12 protein-coding genes are annotated in these 20,353 nt (G+C 40.8%); 4 read left to right on the top strand and 8 right to left on the bottom strand.

Going from position 1 to position 20,353, the window contains the following annotated elements; translation table 11 throughout:
* Nucleotides 1-21: 21 nt before the first annotated feature.
* Nucleotides 22-444, bottom strand: coding sequence for a type II 3-dehydroquinate dehydratase (gene aroQ / locus ACGHVY_RS22630; RefSeq protein WP_308747194.1), 423 nt, complete (start codon nucleotides 442-444; stop codon nucleotides 22-24).
* 72 nt (nucleotides 445-516) lie between these two features.
* Here aroQ and xerD point away from each other — a divergent pair, with 72 nt between their 5' ends.
* The 4 genes from xerD (at nucleotide 517) to ACGHVY_RS22650 (ending at nucleotide 6,045) form a co-directional block, all read left to right on the top strand.
* Nucleotides 517-1,476 (top strand): site-specific tyrosine recombinase XerD, encoded by a 960-nt coding sequence (gene xerD / locus ACGHVY_RS22635; protein WP_390601740.1) that lies wholly within the window; start codon nucleotides 517-519, stop codon nucleotides 1,474-1,476.
* A 136-nt stretch (nucleotides 1,477-1,612) separates the two neighbouring features.
* Nucleotides 1,613-3,307, top strand: coding sequence for a tetratricopeptide repeat protein (locus ACGHVY_RS22640; protein ID WP_390601742.1), 1,695 nt, complete (start codon nucleotides 1,613-1,615; stop codon nucleotides 3,305-3,307).
* Between the two features lie 112 nt (nucleotides 3,308-3,419).
* Nucleotides 3,420-4,493: a thioredoxin-like domain-containing protein gene (locus tag ACGHVY_RS22645; protein WP_390601744.1), complete on the top strand. Its 1,074-nt coding sequence runs from the start codon at nucleotides 3,420-3,422 to the stop codon at nucleotides 4,491-4,493.
* A 13-nt stretch (nucleotides 4,494-4,506) separates the two neighbouring features.
* A complete protein-coding gene (locus ACGHVY_RS22650) occupies nucleotides 4,507-6,045 on the top strand; it encodes a YifB family Mg chelatase-like AAA ATPase (protein WP_390601746.1) in 1,539 nt (512 codons plus the stop codon).
* Between the two features lie 612 nt (nucleotides 6,046-6,657).
* Here the strand turns inward: ACGHVY_RS22650 and ACGHVY_RS22655 are convergent.
* From ACGHVY_RS22655 to ACGHVY_RS22685, 7 genes are all read right to left on the bottom strand, one after another.
* On the bottom strand, nucleotides 6,658-8,697 hold the full coding sequence (locus ACGHVY_RS22655; protein ID WP_390601748.1) for a hypothetical protein: 2,040 nt from the start codon (nucleotides 8,695-8,697) through the stop codon (nucleotides 6,658-6,660).
* 45 nt (nucleotides 8,698-8,742) lie between these two features.
* The gene (locus tag ACGHVY_RS22660) at nucleotides 8,743-10,710 is read right to left on the bottom strand and encodes a beta-L-arabinofuranosidase domain-containing protein (RefSeq protein ID WP_390601750.1); all 1,968 of its coding nucleotides are present in this window, start codon (nucleotides 10,708-10,710) and stop codon (nucleotides 8,743-8,745) included.
* A gap of 11 nt (nucleotides 10,711-10,721) precedes the next feature.
* The gene (locus tag ACGHVY_RS22665) at nucleotides 10,722-15,356 is read right to left on the bottom strand and encodes a glycosyl hydrolase (protein WP_390601752.1); all 4,635 of its coding nucleotides are present in this window, start codon (nucleotides 15,354-15,356) and stop codon (nucleotides 10,722-10,724) included.
* A 14-nt stretch (nucleotides 15,357-15,370) separates the two neighbouring features.
* Nucleotides 15,371-16,579 carry a glycoside hydrolase family 88 protein gene (locus ACGHVY_RS22670; protein WP_390601754.1) on the bottom strand — a complete coding sequence of 403 codons (1,209 nt, stop codon included), beginning with the start codon at nucleotides 16,577-16,579 and terminating at the stop codon, nucleotides 15,371-15,373.
* Nucleotides 16,580-16,596: 17 nt separating this feature from the next.
* Complete coding sequence (locus ACGHVY_RS22675; protein WP_390601756.1) at nucleotides 16,597-18,027, bottom strand: sulfatase; 1,431 nt, start codon at nucleotides 18,025-18,027, stop codon at nucleotides 16,597-16,599.
* A 30-nt stretch (nucleotides 18,028-18,057) separates the two neighbouring features.
* A complete protein-coding gene (locus ACGHVY_RS22680) occupies nucleotides 18,058-19,032 on the bottom strand; it encodes a metallophosphoesterase (RefSeq protein WP_390601758.1) in 975 nt (324 codons plus the stop codon).
* 82 nt (nucleotides 19,033-19,114) lie between these two features.
* Nucleotides 19,115-20,353, bottom strand: a complete 1,239-nt coding sequence (locus ACGHVY_RS22685) for a DUF2264 domain-containing protein (protein WP_390601759.1) — start codon at nucleotides 20,351-20,353, stop codon at nucleotides 19,115-19,117.

Here is a 20,353-nt window from a genome sequence, read left to right on the forward strand (position 1 = left end):
CCTATTTATATATATTATACCTTATTTATTCTCCAGCAACGCTTCCAGAGCTAAACGATACGAGTTCAGCCCGAAGCCACAAATCACTCCCTTGCAAGCACAAGCAATCATAGACACATGCCGGAAAGCCTCCCGGCTATGCACATTAGAAATATGCACCTCAATCACCGGAGCTTTCACCGAGCGAATAGCATCCTGCAAAGCAATAGAAGTATGTGTATACGCACCCGCATTCAGGATAATGCCATCCACATCAAATCCTGTCTGCTGAATACAGTCTATCATTTCACCCTCAATGTTCGATTGAAAATAGTCGATCTCCACGTCAGCGTATCTTTTGCGAAGTTCAGCCAGATAATCTTCAAATGTAACGCTTCCGTAAATGGAAGGTTCACGCTTACCCAACAGATTAATATTCGGACCATTAATAATTTGTATCTTCATCGCGCAATCCTGTTTTTTTATACCTTTGTATCCAAAGAACATTATTTCAAGGTGCAAAGGTAGAAAAAAGAAATGGAAATCAACGAAAAAAAGAAGAAGAAGGAACAACGGGACGTGATAATCAGAAAGTACCAGCAGTATCTCAAACTGGAAAAGTCCTTATCCCCCAACACACTGGATGCCTATCTCACGGATCTGGACAAACTGCTGAGTTTTCTCACACTGGAAGAGATAGACATTCTAGAAGTATGCCTCGCTGACCTCCAGCGTTTTGCTGCCGGATTGCATGATATCGGTATACATCCGCGTTCACAAGCCCGCATCTTATCAGGGGTCAAATCATTCTTCCGCTTCCTCATCATGGCAGAGTATCTTGAAGCAGATCCCAGCGAGTTATTGGAAGGCCCCAAGTTAGGATTTAAACTCCCTGAAGTACTGACAGTAGAAGAAATCGACCGGATCATCTCCGCCGTTGACCGTAGCAAGGCCGAAGGACAACGAAACAGAGCCATTCTGGAAACACTATACAGTTGCGGACTCCGCGTTTCGGAACTTGTCAACCTCAAATTATCCGACCTTTACTTCGACGAAGGCTTCATTAAAGTAGAAGGAAAGGGGAGTAAACAACGTCTTGTCCCCATCTCTCCACGAGCCATCAATGAAATAAAACTTTACATTACAGACCGTAACCAGATAGAAGTCAAAAAAGGACACGAAGATTTTGTTTTCGTCAGTCAGCGAAGAGGCAAGGGACTTTCACGAATCATGATTTTCCACATGATAAAAGAATTAGCACAAAAAGCAGGTATTACCAAAAACATCAGTCCGCACACTTTCCGCCACTCCTTTGCCACTCATTTACTGGAAGGTGGTGCCAATTTACGCGCCATCCAATGCATGCTTGGGCATGAGTCCATCGCAACGACCGAAATATATACGCACATCGACCGTAATATGCTTCGCAGCGAGATTATCGAGCATCATCCCCGAAATATCAAGTATCGGAAAGAAAAAGAGTCGTTATTTCATTAAATTATGATAAAATCGCCCCCCTATCTATATATTTATATTAAGAATTAATATCTTTGCGTTACTTTTTCCGTGCTGAACAGAAAGAGGTTAGCGAATAGGCGAAATTTCAATTACAAACATTTAATTTATACCTAAAATGACTAAGAAGTTGTACTTGCCTTTACTCATGGCAATGATTGTTGCATTATTCTCTTCTTGCAGCAAAAAAATGGGTCCACTGTCAGCTGATTACTTCACTGTTACTCCGCAAGTGCTGGAAGCAGTAGGTGGTAAAGTTCCTGCTACCATCAATGGTAAATTCCCTGAAAAGTATTTCAACAAGAAAGCTGTTGTAGAAGTTACTCCGGTTTTGAGATGGAACGGCGGCGAAGCTAAAGGTCAGCCAGCTACTTTCCAAGGTGAAAAAGTAGAAGGTAACGACCAGTCTATCTCTTACAAAATGGGTGGCAGCTACACTATGAAAACGTCTTTCGACTATGTTCCGGAAATGGCAAAGTCTGAATTGTACCTCGAATTCAAAGCTACTATCGGCAAGAAAGTGGTTACTATCCCTGCTGTGAAAGTAGCTGATGGTGTAATCTCTACTTCTGAATTGGTGAACAATACATTAGGCAACGCTAACCCTGCATTGGGCGAAGACGCTTTCCAACGTATCATCAAAGAAAAGCACGATGCTAACATCATGTTCTTGATCCAACAGGCTAACATCCGTTCAAGCGAATTAAAGACTGCTAAAGAATTCAACAAAGAAGTTGCTAACGTAAACGAAGCTGCCAACAAGAAGATCAGCAACATCGAAGTATCTGCATACGCTTCTCCTGACGGTGGTGTAAGCTTGAATACAACTCTTGCTGAAAACCGTGAAGGCAACACAACCAAGATGTTGAGCAAAGACCTGAAGAAAGCAAAAATCGAAGCTCCGATCGACGCTAAATACACTGCACAGGACTGGGAAGGTTTCCAAGAACTGGTTTCTAAATCAAACATCCAAGACAAAGAGCTGATTCTCCGCGTATTGTCAATGTACCAGGATCCTGCACAGAGAGAACAGGAAATCAAAAACATTTCTTCTGTTTACAAGACTTTGGCTGACGAAATTCTTCCTCAGTTGCGTCGTTCTCGTTTGACTTTGAACTACGAAATCATCGGTAAGTCTGATGAAGAAATCTCTAAACTGGCTTCTTCTAATCCTTCAGAACTGAACATCGAAGAGTTGCTGTACGCTGCTACATTGACTAACGATCCTGCAAAACAGGAAGCTATCTATGCTCAGGCTACAAAACAGTTCCCGAACGATTACCGTGCTTACAACAACTTGGGTAAATTGGCTTATCAGGCTGGTAACTATGACAAAGCAGAATCTTACTTCAAGAAAGCTGCCAGCGTAAACGCTACTCCTGAGGTTAACATGAACTTAGGTTTGATCGCTTTGATGAAGGGTGACAAAGCTGCTGCAGAAGCATCATTCGGTAAAGCTGCCGGAACTAAAGAACTTGGCGAATCTATGGGTAACCTGTACATCGCTCAAGGTCAATATGAAAGAGCAGTCAACTCATTCGGTGACTCTAAGACTAACAGTGCCGCTTTGGCTCAGATCCTTGCTAAGGACTACAACAAAGCTAAAAACACTTTGGCTAACGTAGAAAGACCGGATGCTTACACAGACTACCTGATGGCTGTTTTGGGTGCTAGAACTAACAATTCTTCTATGGTAACAAGCAGCTTGAAGAGCGCAGTTGCTAAAGATTCTTCATTAGCTAAGAAAGCAGCTACTGACCTGGAATTTGCAAAATACTTCACAAATGCAGATTTCATGAGCATCGTTAAATAATAGAATAACCACTCTATTTTAAATATTAAGAATTGCCTGCCATTATAAATGACGGGCAATTCTTTTTTTTTATCCGTAAAAACCGTACTTTCGCAGAAAAGAAATCAAAACAATGAAAAAGAGCAGCATTTTAATCCTTATAGCCATCTGTTTATCCGGTTGCAGCAAGACTTCCCAAAAAGAAGTGAGCATAACCGGAGAAATCAAAGGATTGGGTACAGACACGATTTATCTATATGGAATGGACGAGATACGCGACCGTATAGATACTATTTTTGTGAAAGACGATAAATTCTCTTATTCGACCCCGATAGATACGATTACTTCTGCTTTTCTTCTCATCAAGAATCAGACTGAATATCCCATATTCCTTGACAAAGGCAACAAAATCAAAATTAAAGGAGATATCAGCAATCCCGAAGTCCTGACTATTGACGGCAATATATACAACCAAGAATTTACAGCATTTCAGAAAGAGCTGGATAACCTAGATCCCCCTACTGAACAAGCATTAGAGCAGAAAGCGGAAGAATTTATAAAACAGCACCATTCTTCCTTTGTCAGTCTCTACCTTTTAGACAAATACTTTGTCCAAAAGGAGTCTCCCGATTTCAATAAGATAAAGAAACTGATTGAAGTCATGACAGGTATATTACAAGATAAACTTTATATTGAACGATTAAACGAAAGCATCTCACAGGCGGAAAAAACGGAGACAGGCAAATATGCACCGTTCTTCAGCCTACCTAATATAAAAGGAGTAAAAATAACCCGTTCATCCGAAGATTTCAAAAAGAAAAACCTGCTAATCAACTTCTGGGCTTCCTGGAGTGACAGTGCTTCCAACTATCGCAGTAACAGCGAGCTAAAAGAACTCTATAAAAAATATAAAAAGAACAAGTATGTAGCTATGCTCGGCATTTCATTCGACGTAGACAAGGAACAATGGAAAGATGCCATCAAGCGTGATACACTGGACTGGGAACAAGTATGTGATTTCGGCGGACTTAATTCAGAAATAGCCAAACAATATACCATCAAGCAAATACCTGCCAATATCCTTTTATCGGCCGACGGTAAGATTCTGGCTAAAAATCTCAGTGGAGAAGAATTAAAAAAGAAAATAGAAGAAGTAGTCTCTGCAGCAGAAGAAAAAGAAAAGCAGGACAACAAAAAGAAAAAATAACCAGTAAGCAAACGTGTTAATTAAAGTATTCGGAGCGGCTGTTCAAGGTATTGATGCAACACTCATCACAATCGAAGTTAACAGCTCTCGCGGCTGTATGTTCTATCTCGTCGGCCTTCCGGATTCCGCGGTCAAAGAAAGCCATCAACGCATCATTTCCGCACTGCAAGTCAATGGTTACAAAATGCCGACCAGCAACTTGGTGGTCAACATGGCACCGGCCGATATCCGGAAAGAAGGTTCAGCCTACGACTTGCCGCTTGCCATCGGCCTGCTGGGCGCCAGTGACACCATATCATCCGAGAAATTCCCCCGCTACCTGCTAATGGGAGAACTGAGCCTTGACGGAAGCATACAACCCATTAAGGGAGCGCTCCCTATTGCCATCAAAGCCCGTGAAGATGGTTTTGAAGGATTAATTATCCCACAGCAGAATGCACGGGAAGCCGCTGTTGTCAATCAATTGAAAGTCTACGGAGTCAGTAATATCAAAGAAGTCATTGAATTTTTCAATAATGAGCGTGAATTAGAGCCGACTATTGTCAATACCCGGGAAGAGTTTTACACCCAACAAAGTAATTTTGAGTTTGATTTCGCTGATGTAAAAGGACAAGAGAATGTAAAAAGGGCATTGGAAGTGGCCGCAGCCGGCGGGCATAATATAATTATGGTAGGTGCTCCGGGCAGTGGAAAATCAATGATGGCCAAGCGGTTGCCATCTATCCTTCCGCCACTCTCTTTGGGAGAAAGCCTCGAAACGACCAAGATACACTCTGTAGCCGGAAAATTAAACCGGAACTCTTCATTAATAACCCAACGCCCGTTCCAGTCTCCCCATCATACAATCTCTCAATCAGCAATGGTGGGAGGGGGAAGTTTTCCTCAACCGGGAGAAATAAGTCTGGCTCATAACGGCATTCTATTTCTTGACGAACTCCCAGAATTCTCCAAAAACGTACTCGAAGTACTACGACAACCACTGGAGGACAGACGAATCACCATCTCACGTGTAAAAAGCAGTGTAGACTATCCTGCCAGCTTCACGTTAGTGGCCTCTATGAACCCTTGCCCCTGCGGCTACTACAATCATCCCACAAAAGCATGCGTATGCAGTCCGGGACAAGTACAGAAATACTTGAATAAGATTTCCGGCCCTTTACTCGACAGGATTGATATTCAGATTGAAATCATCCCAGTCCCTTTTGATAAGATTTCCGACCAACGGAGAGGAGAATCCAGTACAGCCATTCGTGAACGGGTCATTAAAGCCCGACAGATACAAGAAAAGCGCTACGCCGAATATCCCGGTATCTATTGCAATGCGCAAATGAACAGCAAATTACTGTCACTATTTGCCCGACCGGATGACAAAGGGCTCGCCTTATTAAAAAATGCAATGGATCGGCTCAATTTATCCGCCCGCGCCTATGACAGGATATTGAAAGTATCACGCACCATTGCCGATCTCGAAGGAAGTGAGCAAATTCTTTCCGGACATTTAGCGGAAGCGATCAGTTATAGAAATCTGGATAGGGAGAACTGGGCGGGATAACAAGACAAGAAAAACAAATGTTTGTATAATTAGGTTACCAGACTCATTGTATGCTATAATTACCCGAATTCAAGAAGATTCTATGCAGGAAAACCAATATGACTAAAATAATTTACAGTTCACTATATAAACGTTCATTCAGTTTATAATAAATTTCTGAACCGTTTATTATAAACGGTATCCAGGTTTATTATAAACTCTCAAATAGGAATTTAGAGTTTTCACATCCATTTATTACAACAAAAAAGGCTGCAATCCCTATAAAGATTGCAGCCTTTTGCCTATATTAATCATTCCTGTCTCTATACTAGCGTAGGGCAGTTAGCTATATTTGTTGTAATATCTCACTATTTTCATACACGATTTTATATCTTTTTTCTCATTTGTTTATTAATAACTCAAGTTTCACAAACATCCTACATAGTTTCTCCTCCTTCAAAAAAGAGGAAGAGTACCCGTAGGGGAGATGGTAGATCCCCTATATTCTTAGCCTACAAATATACAACATTTAAAACCGTTTGTCAAGTCCTTGTAGCATGCTTTCTGTTAATTACTGTATTTTCTCTTTTCAAGAGAGCCACAGTTCAGTATTCACTTTCTTCAACAGTCAACCTAATCAAGCAAGAACCTTTCCGCACGTCCCGGAGTCAACAATTCCCATAAAGAAGCAACCGTCCATCCCGGTGCAAAGATATCATTATAGTACCCTTTTCCGTTCTTACCATAATCCCAATTAGTGTGCTGAACGACTTCCGGATAGAAACCGGATTTTGCAATGCCGCATAAATGCCCTTCATAAGGTAGCAACTGACGCATAGATGTAGATATCACTTCCGCAAAATCAGCCATACGAGGTTCAACATATTCCTTTGACAACCATTGAAGTACAGATGCAAACTCAAAAACAAAAACATCAATATGGTTATTCTCCACAGAAACATTTCCCCAACCACGAGTTTTAAGCCCTATATCACCCAGCATCTGTCCCGGTGCGAAAGGAACGTCCCACAAATAGTACCAGGATAAAGCAAAATAAGCCGCTTTTCTTGTCAAATCGGCATAATGCCTATGTTCTTCTCCCTTAGTTATCAATGAAAGATAGTAAGTAGCGGTAGCAGCATAGAGAGAAGCCTCTTTATCTTCGCAGTTTGCATCCAACGTAGATGAGAAATAATCAGCTTTCGAAATCAACTCTTTCTCTAAATAGTCTGCCGTCCGTTTGGAACTAGCTAAATAACGCTTATCTTTAAAATATTTATATCCCATAACTAGTGGCAACGTAGCAGATGGGGTACTCCCCCCACTCGGATCGACAATAGTTAAATCATCACGAAACTTACGGGGGAAGCTACCATCAACATTCTGTAACTGTAAGAACATATCCAATATCCTTTTCAGCTTTTGCTCCCACTCAGGATGACGACGTCCGTTCTCTTTCTCATAAGCTAAGAAATGGAACATAGCATAGACGCCTTCCGACTGACGCCGAATACTATGGACCGGTTCCTCGTACCCCTTGTCAAAATTCACAGATTCCTTGAAAAATCCCGCTTGTGTGAAACCATTCTTCAAATAACTATCAAATATTTTTGTACTGTTCACTTTCAGTTCTTCCCGGTTCGATTGCCAACCGTATTCCCACGCATTAAATGCATTAAGAAGTACACGACCGATAAAACCAACCTCAGCCTGACCGTTTCTTTCACAGTCACTTACCTTCAGATGTATTCCGGAATTATAAACCAGCGGTTGATTATCAACCAAGCTATTTACAAAAAAGCAACTAAGCACTTGCTTCATATCCGCTATAGAATATGAACTCTCCACAGGTTTTGGTGCATAGGTATCATAACAATGTTTCCATGTATGCTGTATAAAGTCTGAAAAATCATTCGCACCACTTTCCATTATTTCCCATGTCAACAATACCGACTCACCTTTTTTCATCAGTTGAAAAGCCTCCACCTCAGGTGCTAATGTTAATTTACGAATATAACTTTTAGGAGCCTCCCGATAGGGAAAACCAAAAGAAAGCATAGCTATTCCCTGTTGATTCTCAAATCCGGTAAATCCCAAGGAAGTCTTCCCTGAAAGAATAATCTCTCCTTCTTTATGTGTAGCTAAAGCATCCACAGAAAAATCATCCAAACGATTTACTGTCATAAATCGTTTTTCTTTTTCACTAAAAATACCCGTAAGTGGTGCGCTCAACCTATCTTCACGAACCAACCAACTATCCGACGTATGGAATGACGGAGCTTCTTTAGGAGAACGCAAATTACGGCGGTACCAAAATCCCGGCATATAAAACTGACAGTTATCATGACGATAGCCCGTACTCAACAATTGACGATAGTTGAAGTAAACATCCTGTGCAGCGGTAAGCTGTACAGTCAATCGTGTACAACTATCCCGTTCTTCAACTTTATGAAAAACCGTTATCGGCAATTTATTATCCGAACGCCACTCATAATCAAAATAGCTATTCTCCAACTTATCCGGATGCAGTTTATAATTCACAGCATTATTACCCGGAACCTTTAAAGATAGTTCTACCTTCATATTCTCAGGAATATACTTCACTGCTCCCATACAGGCAGTACCAAACAGAATCGCTGTACAACCCACAAATGTCCTTAATATCGTTCTCATACCTCTTATCTATTGTTCTATTATACCTTCATTTCCATTCAAAATCTAATGAGTTATCGGCCAATATACCGCATAACGTTCAAAATGAACTTTATAAAAAGGTTCCAGCACTATCTGCTCAAAACCTTTTAAATTTATGCCAAACTTCAATGGTTCTCCTGAAACAACCTCCACATGAGTTGGAATCCGTTCTACAGGTTCTCTGAATACCGGAACTTTTGCCATGTCCATCTTATTCATAGCCGTATTGTTCATCTTTCCCCAAAAAGTGGTAGGAAGATTTTCCTTTCCCATACGCCCGGCAAGCACGTAAGGCCCATATAATAATGCAACATAACGGTCGGTACCTGTTAAGTTCTCTGTATATATATGCATCGGAAGTCGTAGTGTAATCACATTCTTCCGCTCCCACACTCTGTCTATAATCCAATACCCATCACTGCCAAGCAGAAGCTGTTCTTCTTTTCCATTAATTATAAAAGTAGCCTTATCAGTCCAGTCAGGTTTACGAATACGCAGAATCAGTTTCTGCTTTTTCCTTAGATTCAATGTAAGGTCAACTTGTTCGGATTCCGGAATCCGGCTTTGCTGAATAAGTTCGACTCCTTCTTCTTTCCAAGAAAGAATGGAAGGAATAAACAGATTCACTCTTATATCCTTTTCTTGATGCCTATTCGTCACTTTATGGCTATAAATAAACTTACCCAGCTTCGCCGGACTTTCCAGCCCTGTATGTCCACAACACCAGAAAGAGCTATCACGTGAAGCATAAATACGATAATGCCCCGGTCGCATGGAAGTAAAATAGCAGCACATTCCCTTCACCGGATCATAGGCTGACAAGATATGATTAAATAAAGTTCTTTCATAATATGCCGCCTTAGTCGCATCCGGTTGCTGCGTGAACAGAGATTCGGTCAAACGTAACATATTTACGGAATTACACGTTTCCGGTCCGCTGATATGGAGCACCCTATCAATGAACTCCTTTTTAGAAAAGAAATGTTCTCCGGTACTGTTACCACCTACTACCCAAGTATGGTTTTGCTTCACAATATCCCAGAAATTAATCGCTGCAAGAAGAAAGTCCCGATCCCCGGTAAACATATAATATTTATGGAAACCCGTAAATTTCGGGATCTGTGTATTAGCGTGCCACCCGAATAAAACATCCTTTCCTTCGGACAAAGGAACCCACATAGCCCGATCATTTAAACGGCGGGCCCAATCAAGGAAACGCTTTTGTCCCGTCAACTCATAAACCTCGACGTAAGACTCATTAATCGAACCATGTTCACAAATCAATAATTGCTGAATCTGTTCATCAGTCAGCTTATCCAATACCTGAGAACCAAACCAATCGGCCAACCGTACTAATATCGGCAATGCTTCTTTCAAGTCACACTGTGTATAAGCAGCAGAAAGCCCAAGCAGCATCTTATTAATCAGATAAACGGGTGCCCAGGCGCCATTGACCGTAGGATTATTCGTTTTTATCTTTCCTGAGGCTACTTCCCTGAATAGTTCTCTGCCTCCTTTCACTCCTAACAGGAATCCATCTTTACCGGCTTCCTGACATAGCTTCAATTCTTTCAGCACATATTTCAACCGTCTCAGTAACTCTCTATCGCCTGTAGATTGATACATCATCGATACGGAAGAAAGATAGAACCCAAGAAATCCACCCCGAAGCGGGCCTGCTCCCCATACGTCTTGCGACTCCCAGCCGGCATAAGGTCCGGCTTTCGACGACAGTCCCGCTTCAATCCGATAAAAATGAAGCAAAGAGTCAGGATTCAGCCAAAGAAGATATTCTTTGCCTTTCTGTTGCAAATCAAGAAAAGGACCATCTAACAAACGTATTTCTTTCAATGGAAAATAACTTTCAAAAGACGTACCCAGCAATGTATCCCCTTTTCGTAACACAGACATAGCAGGATTCACCGAGCCAAAGATTAACAATAAGCTCAATAGCATTCTTACAGATGTCTTGGCTACTATACGTTCGCACATTATCATATCTATTATTTAAATTCTATTTTCTTCGCAGGAATCAGCCGGACAGGTCCTATCAACCCCGATTCTATCAATGGTGAGTCTTTCCGGTAATGTTTCCAAGTAGTAAATGCTACTCTTCCGCCTTCCGGTTTATTTACTCCATTTTTATACCAGTCCGGTAGTTTTCTGATAGCCCCACGGCTCAAAGCAGCAATTCCATTTACTCCACCTCCGGGTACATACTCATTCTCCTCCGGCAACTGTTCATCCCCAATCAAACGATTCGTCCATTGATTAGTCACCTTAATTTCCAATGTATTTTCACCCGGTTTCAGCACATCAGTGACATCAATTAAATACGGACGGGACCAAAAGATCCCTTTATTTATTCCATTAACAATCACCTCCGCCATCACCTCTACTACACCCAAATCAAGGAAAATAACTCTATCCTCAGACATCATAGAGGGTTTCACAACAAAGTTTGTCTTATAAGTAGCTGTACCAGAAAAATATTTAACGCCCTCATCTTCGTGTTTATGCAATGAGAACAATTTGGGCAAACTTATTTTTTCCGGTGCTCCCAGCCCTTTCGGGAAGCTAACCTCCCATTTCTGATTTATCATCACCGGACTTCCTGTTTTTTCAACCTTTACTTCTCTTTTTATACCATCCGATGTAACAAACTCATAATTTCCATCACTCCATGCCAACAGAGAGCGGGTATCCGCATAAGGCATCCAGTCCAATATACGCTCATCAGGATTTCTTGTATATCCTTTGGCTGCCAATTGAGAAATCTCCTTATCTGATAATACTTTAGAAAACAATACCGGAACAGACATATCCCCATTATAATAGGAAGCTCCTTCTTTTAAAGTAGTAAAATTCAATCCAGGATGAATTGTTTGCAAAGACTTCGTCTTATAAGCTATATGCTCTCCATTGATATAAATATGCGGAGCCCCTTCCCTATAAACCAGACAAATATGACTCCAACCGGAAATAGGTTTTTCCACTCCCATTTTAAACTCAGGATACCCTTTCTCATTCTCCCATACCGCAACTCCATTTCTACCTACAGCCAGTCCACAAGTGGCATGTCCTGCACCATATAACAGTTCACCGCCTGACGGATAGATTGCATAATATTCCGTCCAAGGATATGGTATATATCCCATTGGATTATCTATATTCAACATGGCATCTGATTCCGGTTTCACCCACAATGAGATTGAGAAATTATCTCTTATGTCAGGGTATGCCGCCTGATTCCATTCTTCGGTTGATATAGCAGAAGCATCTATCAGACACTTCCCATCTTTATGAATAGAACGAATAGCCTTCTGTTCAGGAAGGTCAGAACGAAAGACGACGAACACAGAACCATACGCTTCCAGTTGAACAGGTACCGATATGATTTCTTCATTCGTTTGATATACCATAGCCCGTGTTCTTTCCCCTGATATAGGATTCCAAAACTCAGGAATCTTTCCTTTCACACGAAAGTTGCAAATCACCTCTTTCGAAGTCCGTTGCTGGTTAGCAACAAAATAGACATCCGACTCTCCTACCTGCCTATGGATATAACGTATTGGGGCACTCTTTGAATCTGTAATCACCTCAAAGTCAGGTCTTAACTGAATCTTCTCAAGTACTTGTTCCAAGTTCAAAGAAGTCTCCCACAAAATTCTACCTTTCCCTACGCTACGATCCACCACTGTAGTCGCGGCCTTTCCCCACAGTTCATCACAAAGTTGCTCAAACTCTTTTTCTTCAACAATTGAATAAGATTGCAACCCTACTGTCTGATGTGGACGGGCACCGACAATTATCAATCCCTGTTCCACCATATTCCGCAGTTTCCTCAATAGACTCAGCGTAATATGTGATTGTTCCTGTAAAACCAATACACGATAATTCATTCCGTCCGGAAGCCTTAAACGCCCGTGTTCTACCCAAGCTCTATTCAATAACGTTTCCGTATTCATCAAATCGTAATCATATCCTTCCGGTGGTACCGGATTCAAATCTCTTCTATGCACTTTCGTGTATCCTACAATATTATCACCTGTAAAGTATGCAAAATCAGCTACGAATAGTCCCTCTTGCAATAGAGTCTGACAACGGGTCAAATAATCTATCCAAGCACGTCCCGGCTCCCACCAGGTATTAGTTCTGTCAAAATGTATTCCCCAAGGACCTAAAGTCATAGCGGGGGCAGCATCCGGATGAGGTTGCATTGCATAACGATGAATCACCATCCGATTAATCCCCTCTGTAAACGCCTTATCACCAACAGCCTTCAAAGCAAATGGGTATTCCTGCCATCTTCCCGACTCAGGCTCAGAAGTATATGCTTCGGCACCCACCACTTTCTGACCGTTGATATGAGCTATCGAAGACGCCAATTTTGTAGTACGCCGCATCATCAAGTTGTTCTGGAAAATAGCAGATAACCCATTCCAAAACTCTCCCATAACTCCATCTACCCGTGAGCCTATTTGTAATTCTTCCATTGGGCCGCGGTCATAAGGTTCGCAATAGGATACCAGCCCATATTGATTACATAAATTCCGAAATTCACCATAATAATTATCAGCCAACAAATCAGCCTGTACACGACGAATATCCCATAAGAAACGTTCTGTCATTTCTTTACTTCCTACAATCTTACCTGTCATAGCCGGCAAATATTTAATCAAATCATATCCGGTCCTCTCACAAAACTCACCTTCAAATCCGGATGTCCAGTTTTGCATACCGACTTCCCAGCTATCTATCTCCAGTCCTATCTGAATCTGATGAACATAAGGTTTGATTAGTGGATACAATAAATCCATCATTTTATTAAAATGAAGCTGAATCGCCTGTTTGCTAAACTTATCGCATTCAAGCCCTACACCTGTATCCGGAGCTGCACAGTTTTTTCTTCCGGTAGAAGTATGTCCCAAACGGATGACTGTCCAGTTTCCCAAAGGTGCCTCCCAATTCAGACGTCCCAAAGAATCAACCTGATTCGTCAAGTCAACAATATCTTCCAAGCAAATAACTTGTTCTTTATCATACGTTTGTATACCGATCTTCCCTCTATGATTAAAAACACTGTTATTCAATAACTGCCAATCAGAAAAGCCCACAGGTTTACCATTCTTGAAGGAGGGGAAAGCTAACACAGCTATATCTCTATAATATCCTAATTCCGTTGCTGGCCGGAGTAATAAAGTATTCACCCGTTTACCGCCTGTCACCTCAGTCTCACTCCAAGTCAATTTTTGCATTGAATACTCAGGAGTAATCCAAGGACCACCACTTGACGACCAACCCGGACAATTATGCATCACATAATCAATGCCCAAACGAGCTGCTTCTTTTATAGCATGCGCTTTTAATTCCGACCACTCCGGACTTAAGTAAGTAACAGGCCCCTTCGGAATCCCAGTTCCCCCTTCCAAATTGAAAACACCACCTATCCCAATACGATGCATCGCCTCCAGATCCTTTGTAATGCCTTCCTTTGTGATATTTCCATTCATCCAGAACCAATATGTATAAGGCCGGGCAGTCGAGGACAATTGGGTAAAGTCTTTTTCCAGCTCACTCATCGGCTTCACTTTTACAGGATGAGCAGTGCCCGAAGGTAAAGGAAGTTTCTCGCTTACCGGAAGCGGTTTCCCAAAACATGGAACGCCAGATGCATCAAAAGTAAACTTCTGAAGACGAATATCCCGTTTCCAACCGGGTTTTCTCTCTTTTTTCGTATGGTAATAAATATAATATTCCCTGTCATCAGGAGAAGTTGTAAAACTGGCATGCCCTACCCCAAATACTTGATCGGTACCTTCAAATACAGGTTTATCACTTTTAATCCAGCTTTTCGGATCTAACAAATCTGCGTCCGGGTCCTTCAGGCGCAAATAAGAAAGTTTATATGTATCCAGCCATGATTGCCCGCAGGAATAAACAACAAACACATCTTTCCCGTGTTTTAAAATCTGCGGTCCCTCATTCAATGGCAACTCTCCTTGTTCATAATAGCGGTCCGGTGACGATATTTTTACTCTTCCGGAAGCCATTGTCCAAGGGTTCTCCATTTTTGCAATATAAAGATGCTGCTGAGTTTTGTCAGTCGGTTCACTATTCTCCCAACCGGACCAGACAGCATACAATTGTCCTTTATGCTCCAACAAAGTCATATCAATCGCCCAGCGATTGTTTTTCCAGTCTCCCAAAACATCCCCCGTAAACAGCATTCCTTTGTCGATATACTCGCCCATTGCGTCTGATGTAACAGACTCCAACACGCCTGTCTTTTGATGAATAAAAGGAGGACCGCTATATCCGCCCGCATAAAAAATATACCATTTACCTTTCCAGAAATGAAGTTCGGGCGCCCAAATGCAAGTCGAATTCCATTGCCCTTTTTCCGGTGCCTTCCAGACACGTACAGGAGGATTTATCTTATGCAAATCACGAGAACGGGAAACTCCGATGCCACCCGGCACTCCGCAGCAATAATAATACCATCCTTCATGTTTTACAACCCAAGGATCAGCCCCCGAAGGCAGGATAGGATTTGTGTAATATCCGTTATATTCTTGCCCACTCACCATCACCGAACAGACAATCATCATTACCCAGAAAGATAATTTTTGTATCATTTAGAATGAAATTTTTAATGAAGTTTTTCTTTTAAAATATCTCTTTTATAACGCACTAAAGCTTCAACATAATAATAATCAGCGTAAGTTAACGGAACATCAACCTCTGCCTTACCCGGATTATTACCTACTGAATGTTTTAGAATAAAATTACAATTTGTACCAGGCTCAGCCAAGTATTCCGGCGATGATAAAGTCTTCAACTGTGTTTCGGCTACAGAAAGACATTGTTTTGAGAAATCACCTTCAGTATACTGGCTAAGTTCGATGAAAGCCGAAGCCATTAATGCTCCCGCAGAAGCATCACGAAGTTCATTGGGAATACCTGGAGCATCAAAATCCCAATATGGAATTTTATCTTCAGGCAAACGGGGATGATTCATAATAAATTTAGCCACATTAATAGCATGTTGCAGATATTTCTCTTGCCCGGTCTCACGATACATCATTGTATAGCCATATAATGCCCAGCCCTGGCCACGTGCCCAAGATGATTCATGAGCATATCCCTGACAAGTATTTTTCTTCTCAGGCTGTCCCGAGATCGTATCATAAGAAATCACATGGTAAGAGCTATAGTCCGGCCGGAAATGATGTTTCATCGTCACATCCGCATGTGACTTAGCTATTTCTGCAAATTTTGAATTATCGGAATTTTTGGAGGCCCACATCAGCATCTCTAAATTCATCATATTATCAATAATTACCGGATATTCCCACACTTTCTGATTCCAATCCCATGAACGTATACAACCGACTTGTGGACGAAAACGAGTACTCAATGACTCTGATCCTTGCAACAACACCTTTTTATATTCATCATTGCCTGTCAGACGCAATCCATTGCCAAAACTGCAATACAACATAAATCCCACATCGTGATTATCTGTTGTGTATTTTTCATTTTCTATCCTTTTCGTATAGTTCTCTGCATACATTTTCAAGGAATCATTTTCATTCACCTCATACAGATACCATAATACCCCAGGGAAAAAACCACTAGTCCACCATTTGGCCTTTGAAGTCACCAGTTTACCATCCTTATCAATGGTGCGCGGCAATTTTTCTTCTTCATGTAATAAATTCTCAGCCATTAATTTTGACTGAACAGTCGCTATTTGCAAACTATTATTCACAAGAGTACTCATTTCGCTTTTGGGAGCTGAACAACTACAAACTGCCAACAACCCCAAAAATACAATAATAGATGAACCTACTTTCATTTATATATTCTTTAAAATTATTTTTCTAATTGAAGTTTTTTTATTCTTATCTGAGCTTCCTGTTCTTTTATTTCTTTACTTAAAAAAACAGAACCCACTTTGTTTTCATTCTCCGCCACATCCGATTGACGGTCAAACACCATCCGGGCTACAACAGAATCCCCTTTCAACCATATAGTACTGCTATATCGCTCCGAAACAATATTATACCCACCTTTCCATTGGACAAAAGCATATTCTTTTATCCTCTTCTCACTATCCTGCAAAATAGGAACAAAACTTTTCCCCTGTAATTGTCCTTCAGGAACCGGGACTTTACACAATTCACATAATGTGGGATAAATATCTACAAATTCTACAACTCCCCCAGCTTTTCCGCCTTTACAATGAGGCACACGTACAATCAACGGAGCACGAGTCGCATGATTCATCAGATTATGTTTTCCCCAGAAACCATGTTCACCCAAATGCCAGCCATGATCTCCTAACATCACTACTATCGTACTCTCTGCCAATCCCAAGCGTTCAAGTTCATCAAGTACTAAACCAATCTGCGCATCAATGTAACTCACACATGCGTAATAACCATGCTTTGCCTCGCGCTGAAAAACTTCATCCTTTGTTGTCGTAAATTTCCCATATCCACGAATCTCACCGGAAGAAGTAACCTGCTTCGGCAATGCTTTCGGTCGATAAGGATTCTGTGCCAACTTAATCTTCTCCCTTTGATATAAATCCCAATATTTCTTAGGAGCATTGAAAGGCAAATGCGGTTTCCAAAAACCACATGCTAAAAAGAAAGGTTCCTTCCTCTCTTTCAATCGCCTTAAATCTGCAATCGTCTTCTGTGCTACTCTGCCATCGATATAAGTTGTATCCGAGACATCAGCCGATTCACAGAACGGTCCTCGCAAAGTCTTAGGATGAATATAACGGGAAGACTCCTCGTTTTGCCACAATTCCCACTTATTATATTCAGCCCAATCCTTACCATAACCATCAGGATATACTCTCCATGGATATTCCGACCAACCACGAGCATGATCAGTTATATTATGGAAAACTTTTCCATTAGAAATAACATAATATCCATTCTTTTTAAAACACTCCGGAAGTGAAAGTGCATTTGGACAATCTTTCTCTGCATTAGCATCGAAAGCAGTAAAACGTTCTGGATAACAAGGATATATTCCTGTGAACAGGCTCGCTCTGGAAGCTCCGCTTACAGGAATATTACAATATGCATTTTGAAAAACCGTAGCCTGCTCCGCCAATCTATCGATGTGAGGAGTTACAATATCCTCTATTCCATAGCACCCCAGTTCAGGTCGCATATCATCAGCAATGATAAATAAAACATTCATCTTGTCTTTCTTCTGCCCATAAACATGGGCAGAAGAAACTAAAGTAATCATACTTACAAAATAAAAAGATTGAATGCTGTTCATAGCTATATCCTTTGGAATGTAAAAACCAGATTATTTAAATTCAACTCTTTCAAAAGAAAATCTATTCTTAGTGTCAGTCTTATATTCTTTCAGATAAGGAGAATAAGTGTCCACCTTTACCTGTTTCTTTTTCACATCTATATCTACAATACGTAAAAAACCGGTTTGTCCTCTATTCGTTCCTTTCACTCCATCCTGAAAGTTAGCCAACATCTGATATACCTTATTGCCTTGTTCACCTGTACTAACCAACGTTCCAACACCGCCATTCAAAACATGTCCACTAAAGACAAAGAGAATATTGGGATATTTACTAACCAACTTATCCCACATTTGCTCGCCATTATTCACCGCATTCTCACCGGTATCCTTTCCCAAACCATATTTCTGTGGCAACCAACGGTCTCCCTCTCCCATACGTGTATCGTCTGAGTACATATACGCATGTGTATTAATAATCACCTTATGATGCGGATGTTGCCTTACAACCTCTCCCGCCCAATCAAGTACACTATTACGAGGTCCAAACTCCAAACATAGAATTAACCATTTTATTCCGGCAGCTTTGAAAGTATACCATACATTATCCATTTTCCCTTCTTCAAATGCACCTCCGAAATTCTTCATCTTACTATATTTCGCATAAGGAAAATAGTAATTAAACAATCGGGAATCTCTTTTATTCGAATTTTTGCCCAAATCGTGATTTCCCATAACAAAAGCATAAGGAACTTTATTATCCATCATATTCAAGGCAGAAGCTGCCACTTCCCACTCTTTATCAATATTGTGATCCGTCATATCCCCTTGCTGCAAAACAAAATCAATACTATCTGCATGTTCCACCGCCCACTGAGTCTGCGATCTCAAAATGTCAGGATAAAGTCGTGAATAAGTTTGTATATCAGGCAATAAAACCAATCTGACCTGTTTCTGTGTGCTACAACTCGACAATATCAAAATTGTAGTAGCCAATAAAGCCGCCAATTTTAAATGTTTTCTCATAATATTTCTATTTTTATTCAACTCAGTTGAAGGTATGTTTCATTATTTTTACTTAAATAGAACATACCTTCAATATTTAATTCTAGTTTCTAATAGAACCATCTTTCTTTATATCACGACTTCCGCTCCATATTTTAACCGAGGACCATTTCTCAGGCTTAGCTGTCCAGAACTCATCATCCGCTTGTAGACCCAAAGGCAAGAAAATAAAAGTACACAGATAATTACTACCAGTAGATACATATCTGTCGGCAATCTCGGGCTGATGCCCACAAAATCCCAAATTCAGCCATCCATCCTTATCAAATGTACCTTTGGCTAATTGTTTTTTCATGACCTTAGTTAGAGCGCAACGCACTTGCGCCGGTTTGATATGTTCAGGCAATAATTTCATCCAGGATACCTGAGCTAATACCTGAAAAGCTCCAAAACGATACCCCATTGATCTTCCCAATACAGGATAAGTTCCTTCCGGAGATATCATCTTTTCTTGTTGATCGGCATAACGGATCAGGCGTTGTAACTGTACATCATAAAAATCAGCTCCTTCCACTTTATGTTCTTTCATGACCGCCAGTACATCTATCAACATGGGTTGAATCACATAACTATTGTAATAATCCAAATGAAAATTACGCCCGTCACCATACCAGCCATCTCCTTTATACCATTCTTTATGTCTCTTTAACGCATAATGAATTGGTTTCAATTCACATTCACCCGTAAACTCCAATAAGGCCGCTTCAATAGTAGCAGAGAACATCAACCAATTAGACTCTGAAGCCTTGATTCTGCGCGAAGCTTTCAATTCCTTAATAATTCTCTCTTGAGTCACTTTATCTAACTTCGGCCAAATCTGATCCTTAGAACGCAACAAGCCTTGTGCAAAAAACGCAGCATCAACCAACGGTTGTCCTCCAGGGCCATCAAAACGCATATAATCAGGCGATTCCGGGTTTACAGCATTAGCAATAGACTTCACCACTAAATTGGTATATTTAGCACGAAGCTGACCTTCTTCCGTATCATCAGGAGGTAAATTCAACCATGCAGAAATACCATCAAATGAACGTCCTAAAGCCTCCAAATGCGTCACATTCTTTCTTGTGTTGCCATTGTTTAATCCATCAAAGGTTTCAACAGGCATGTTTTTCCTCAAAGTATTCTGACTCAAATTTGTATATAGCGGATCAATAATCTTAATCATTGTTTTCACCCAATACTCACGATCCTTACTTTTCTTTGCAAAAGCATTACCTCCATTTACCAAAAGAGAAAATACCAGGAAAAAGAGGAATATTCTATGATTTTTATTATTCAT

It is taken from the genome of Bacteroides sp. f07, assembly GCF_042854785.1.
GTDB lineage: Bacteria > Bacteroidota > Bacteroidia > Bacteroidales > Bacteroidaceae > Bacteroides.

Excerpts from the sequence above, each read along its gene's own strand:
- aroQ (WP_308747194.1), bottom strand. The coding sequence starts at position 444 with ATGAAGATACAAATTATTAATGGTCCGAATATTAATCTGTTGGGTAAG.
- ACGHVY_RS22680 (WP_390601758.1), bottom strand. The coding sequence starts at position 19,032 with ATGAGAAAACATTTAAAATTGGCGGCTTTATTGGCTACTACAATTTTG.
- ACGHVY_RS22640 (WP_390601742.1), top strand. The coding sequence starts at position 1,613 with ATGACTAAGAAGTTGTACTTGCCTTTACTCATGGCAATGATTGTTGCA.
- ACGHVY_RS22655 (WP_390601748.1), bottom strand. The coding sequence starts at position 8,697 with ATGAGAACGATATTAAGGACATTTGTGGGTTGTACAGCGATTCTGTTT.
- ACGHVY_RS22665 (WP_390601752.1), bottom strand. The coding sequence starts at position 15,356 with ATGATACAAAAATTATCTTTCTGGGTAATGATGATTGTCTGTTCGGTG.
- ACGHVY_RS22645 (WP_390601744.1), top strand. The coding sequence starts at position 3,420 with ATGAAAAAGAGCAGCATTTTAATCCTTATAGCCATCTGTTTATCCGGT.
- ACGHVY_RS22685 (WP_390601759.1), bottom strand. The coding sequence starts at position 20,353 with ATGAATAATAAAAATCATAGAATATTCCTCTTTTTCCTGGTATTTTCT.
- ACGHVY_RS22670 (WP_390601754.1), bottom strand. The coding sequence starts at position 16,579 with ATGAAAGTAGGTTCATCTATTATTGTATTTTTGGGGTTGTTGGCAGTT.
- ACGHVY_RS22675 (WP_390601756.1), bottom strand. The coding sequence starts at position 18,027 with ATGAACAGCATTCAATCTTTTTATTTTGTAAGTATGATTACTTTAGTT.
- ACGHVY_RS22660 (WP_390601750.1), bottom strand. The coding sequence starts at position 10,710 with ATGTGCGAACGTATAGTAGCCAAGACATCTGTAAGAATGCTATTGAGC.
- xerD (WP_390601740.1), top strand. The coding sequence starts at position 517 with ATGGAAATCAACGAAAAAAAGAAGAAGAAGGAACAACGGGACGTGATA.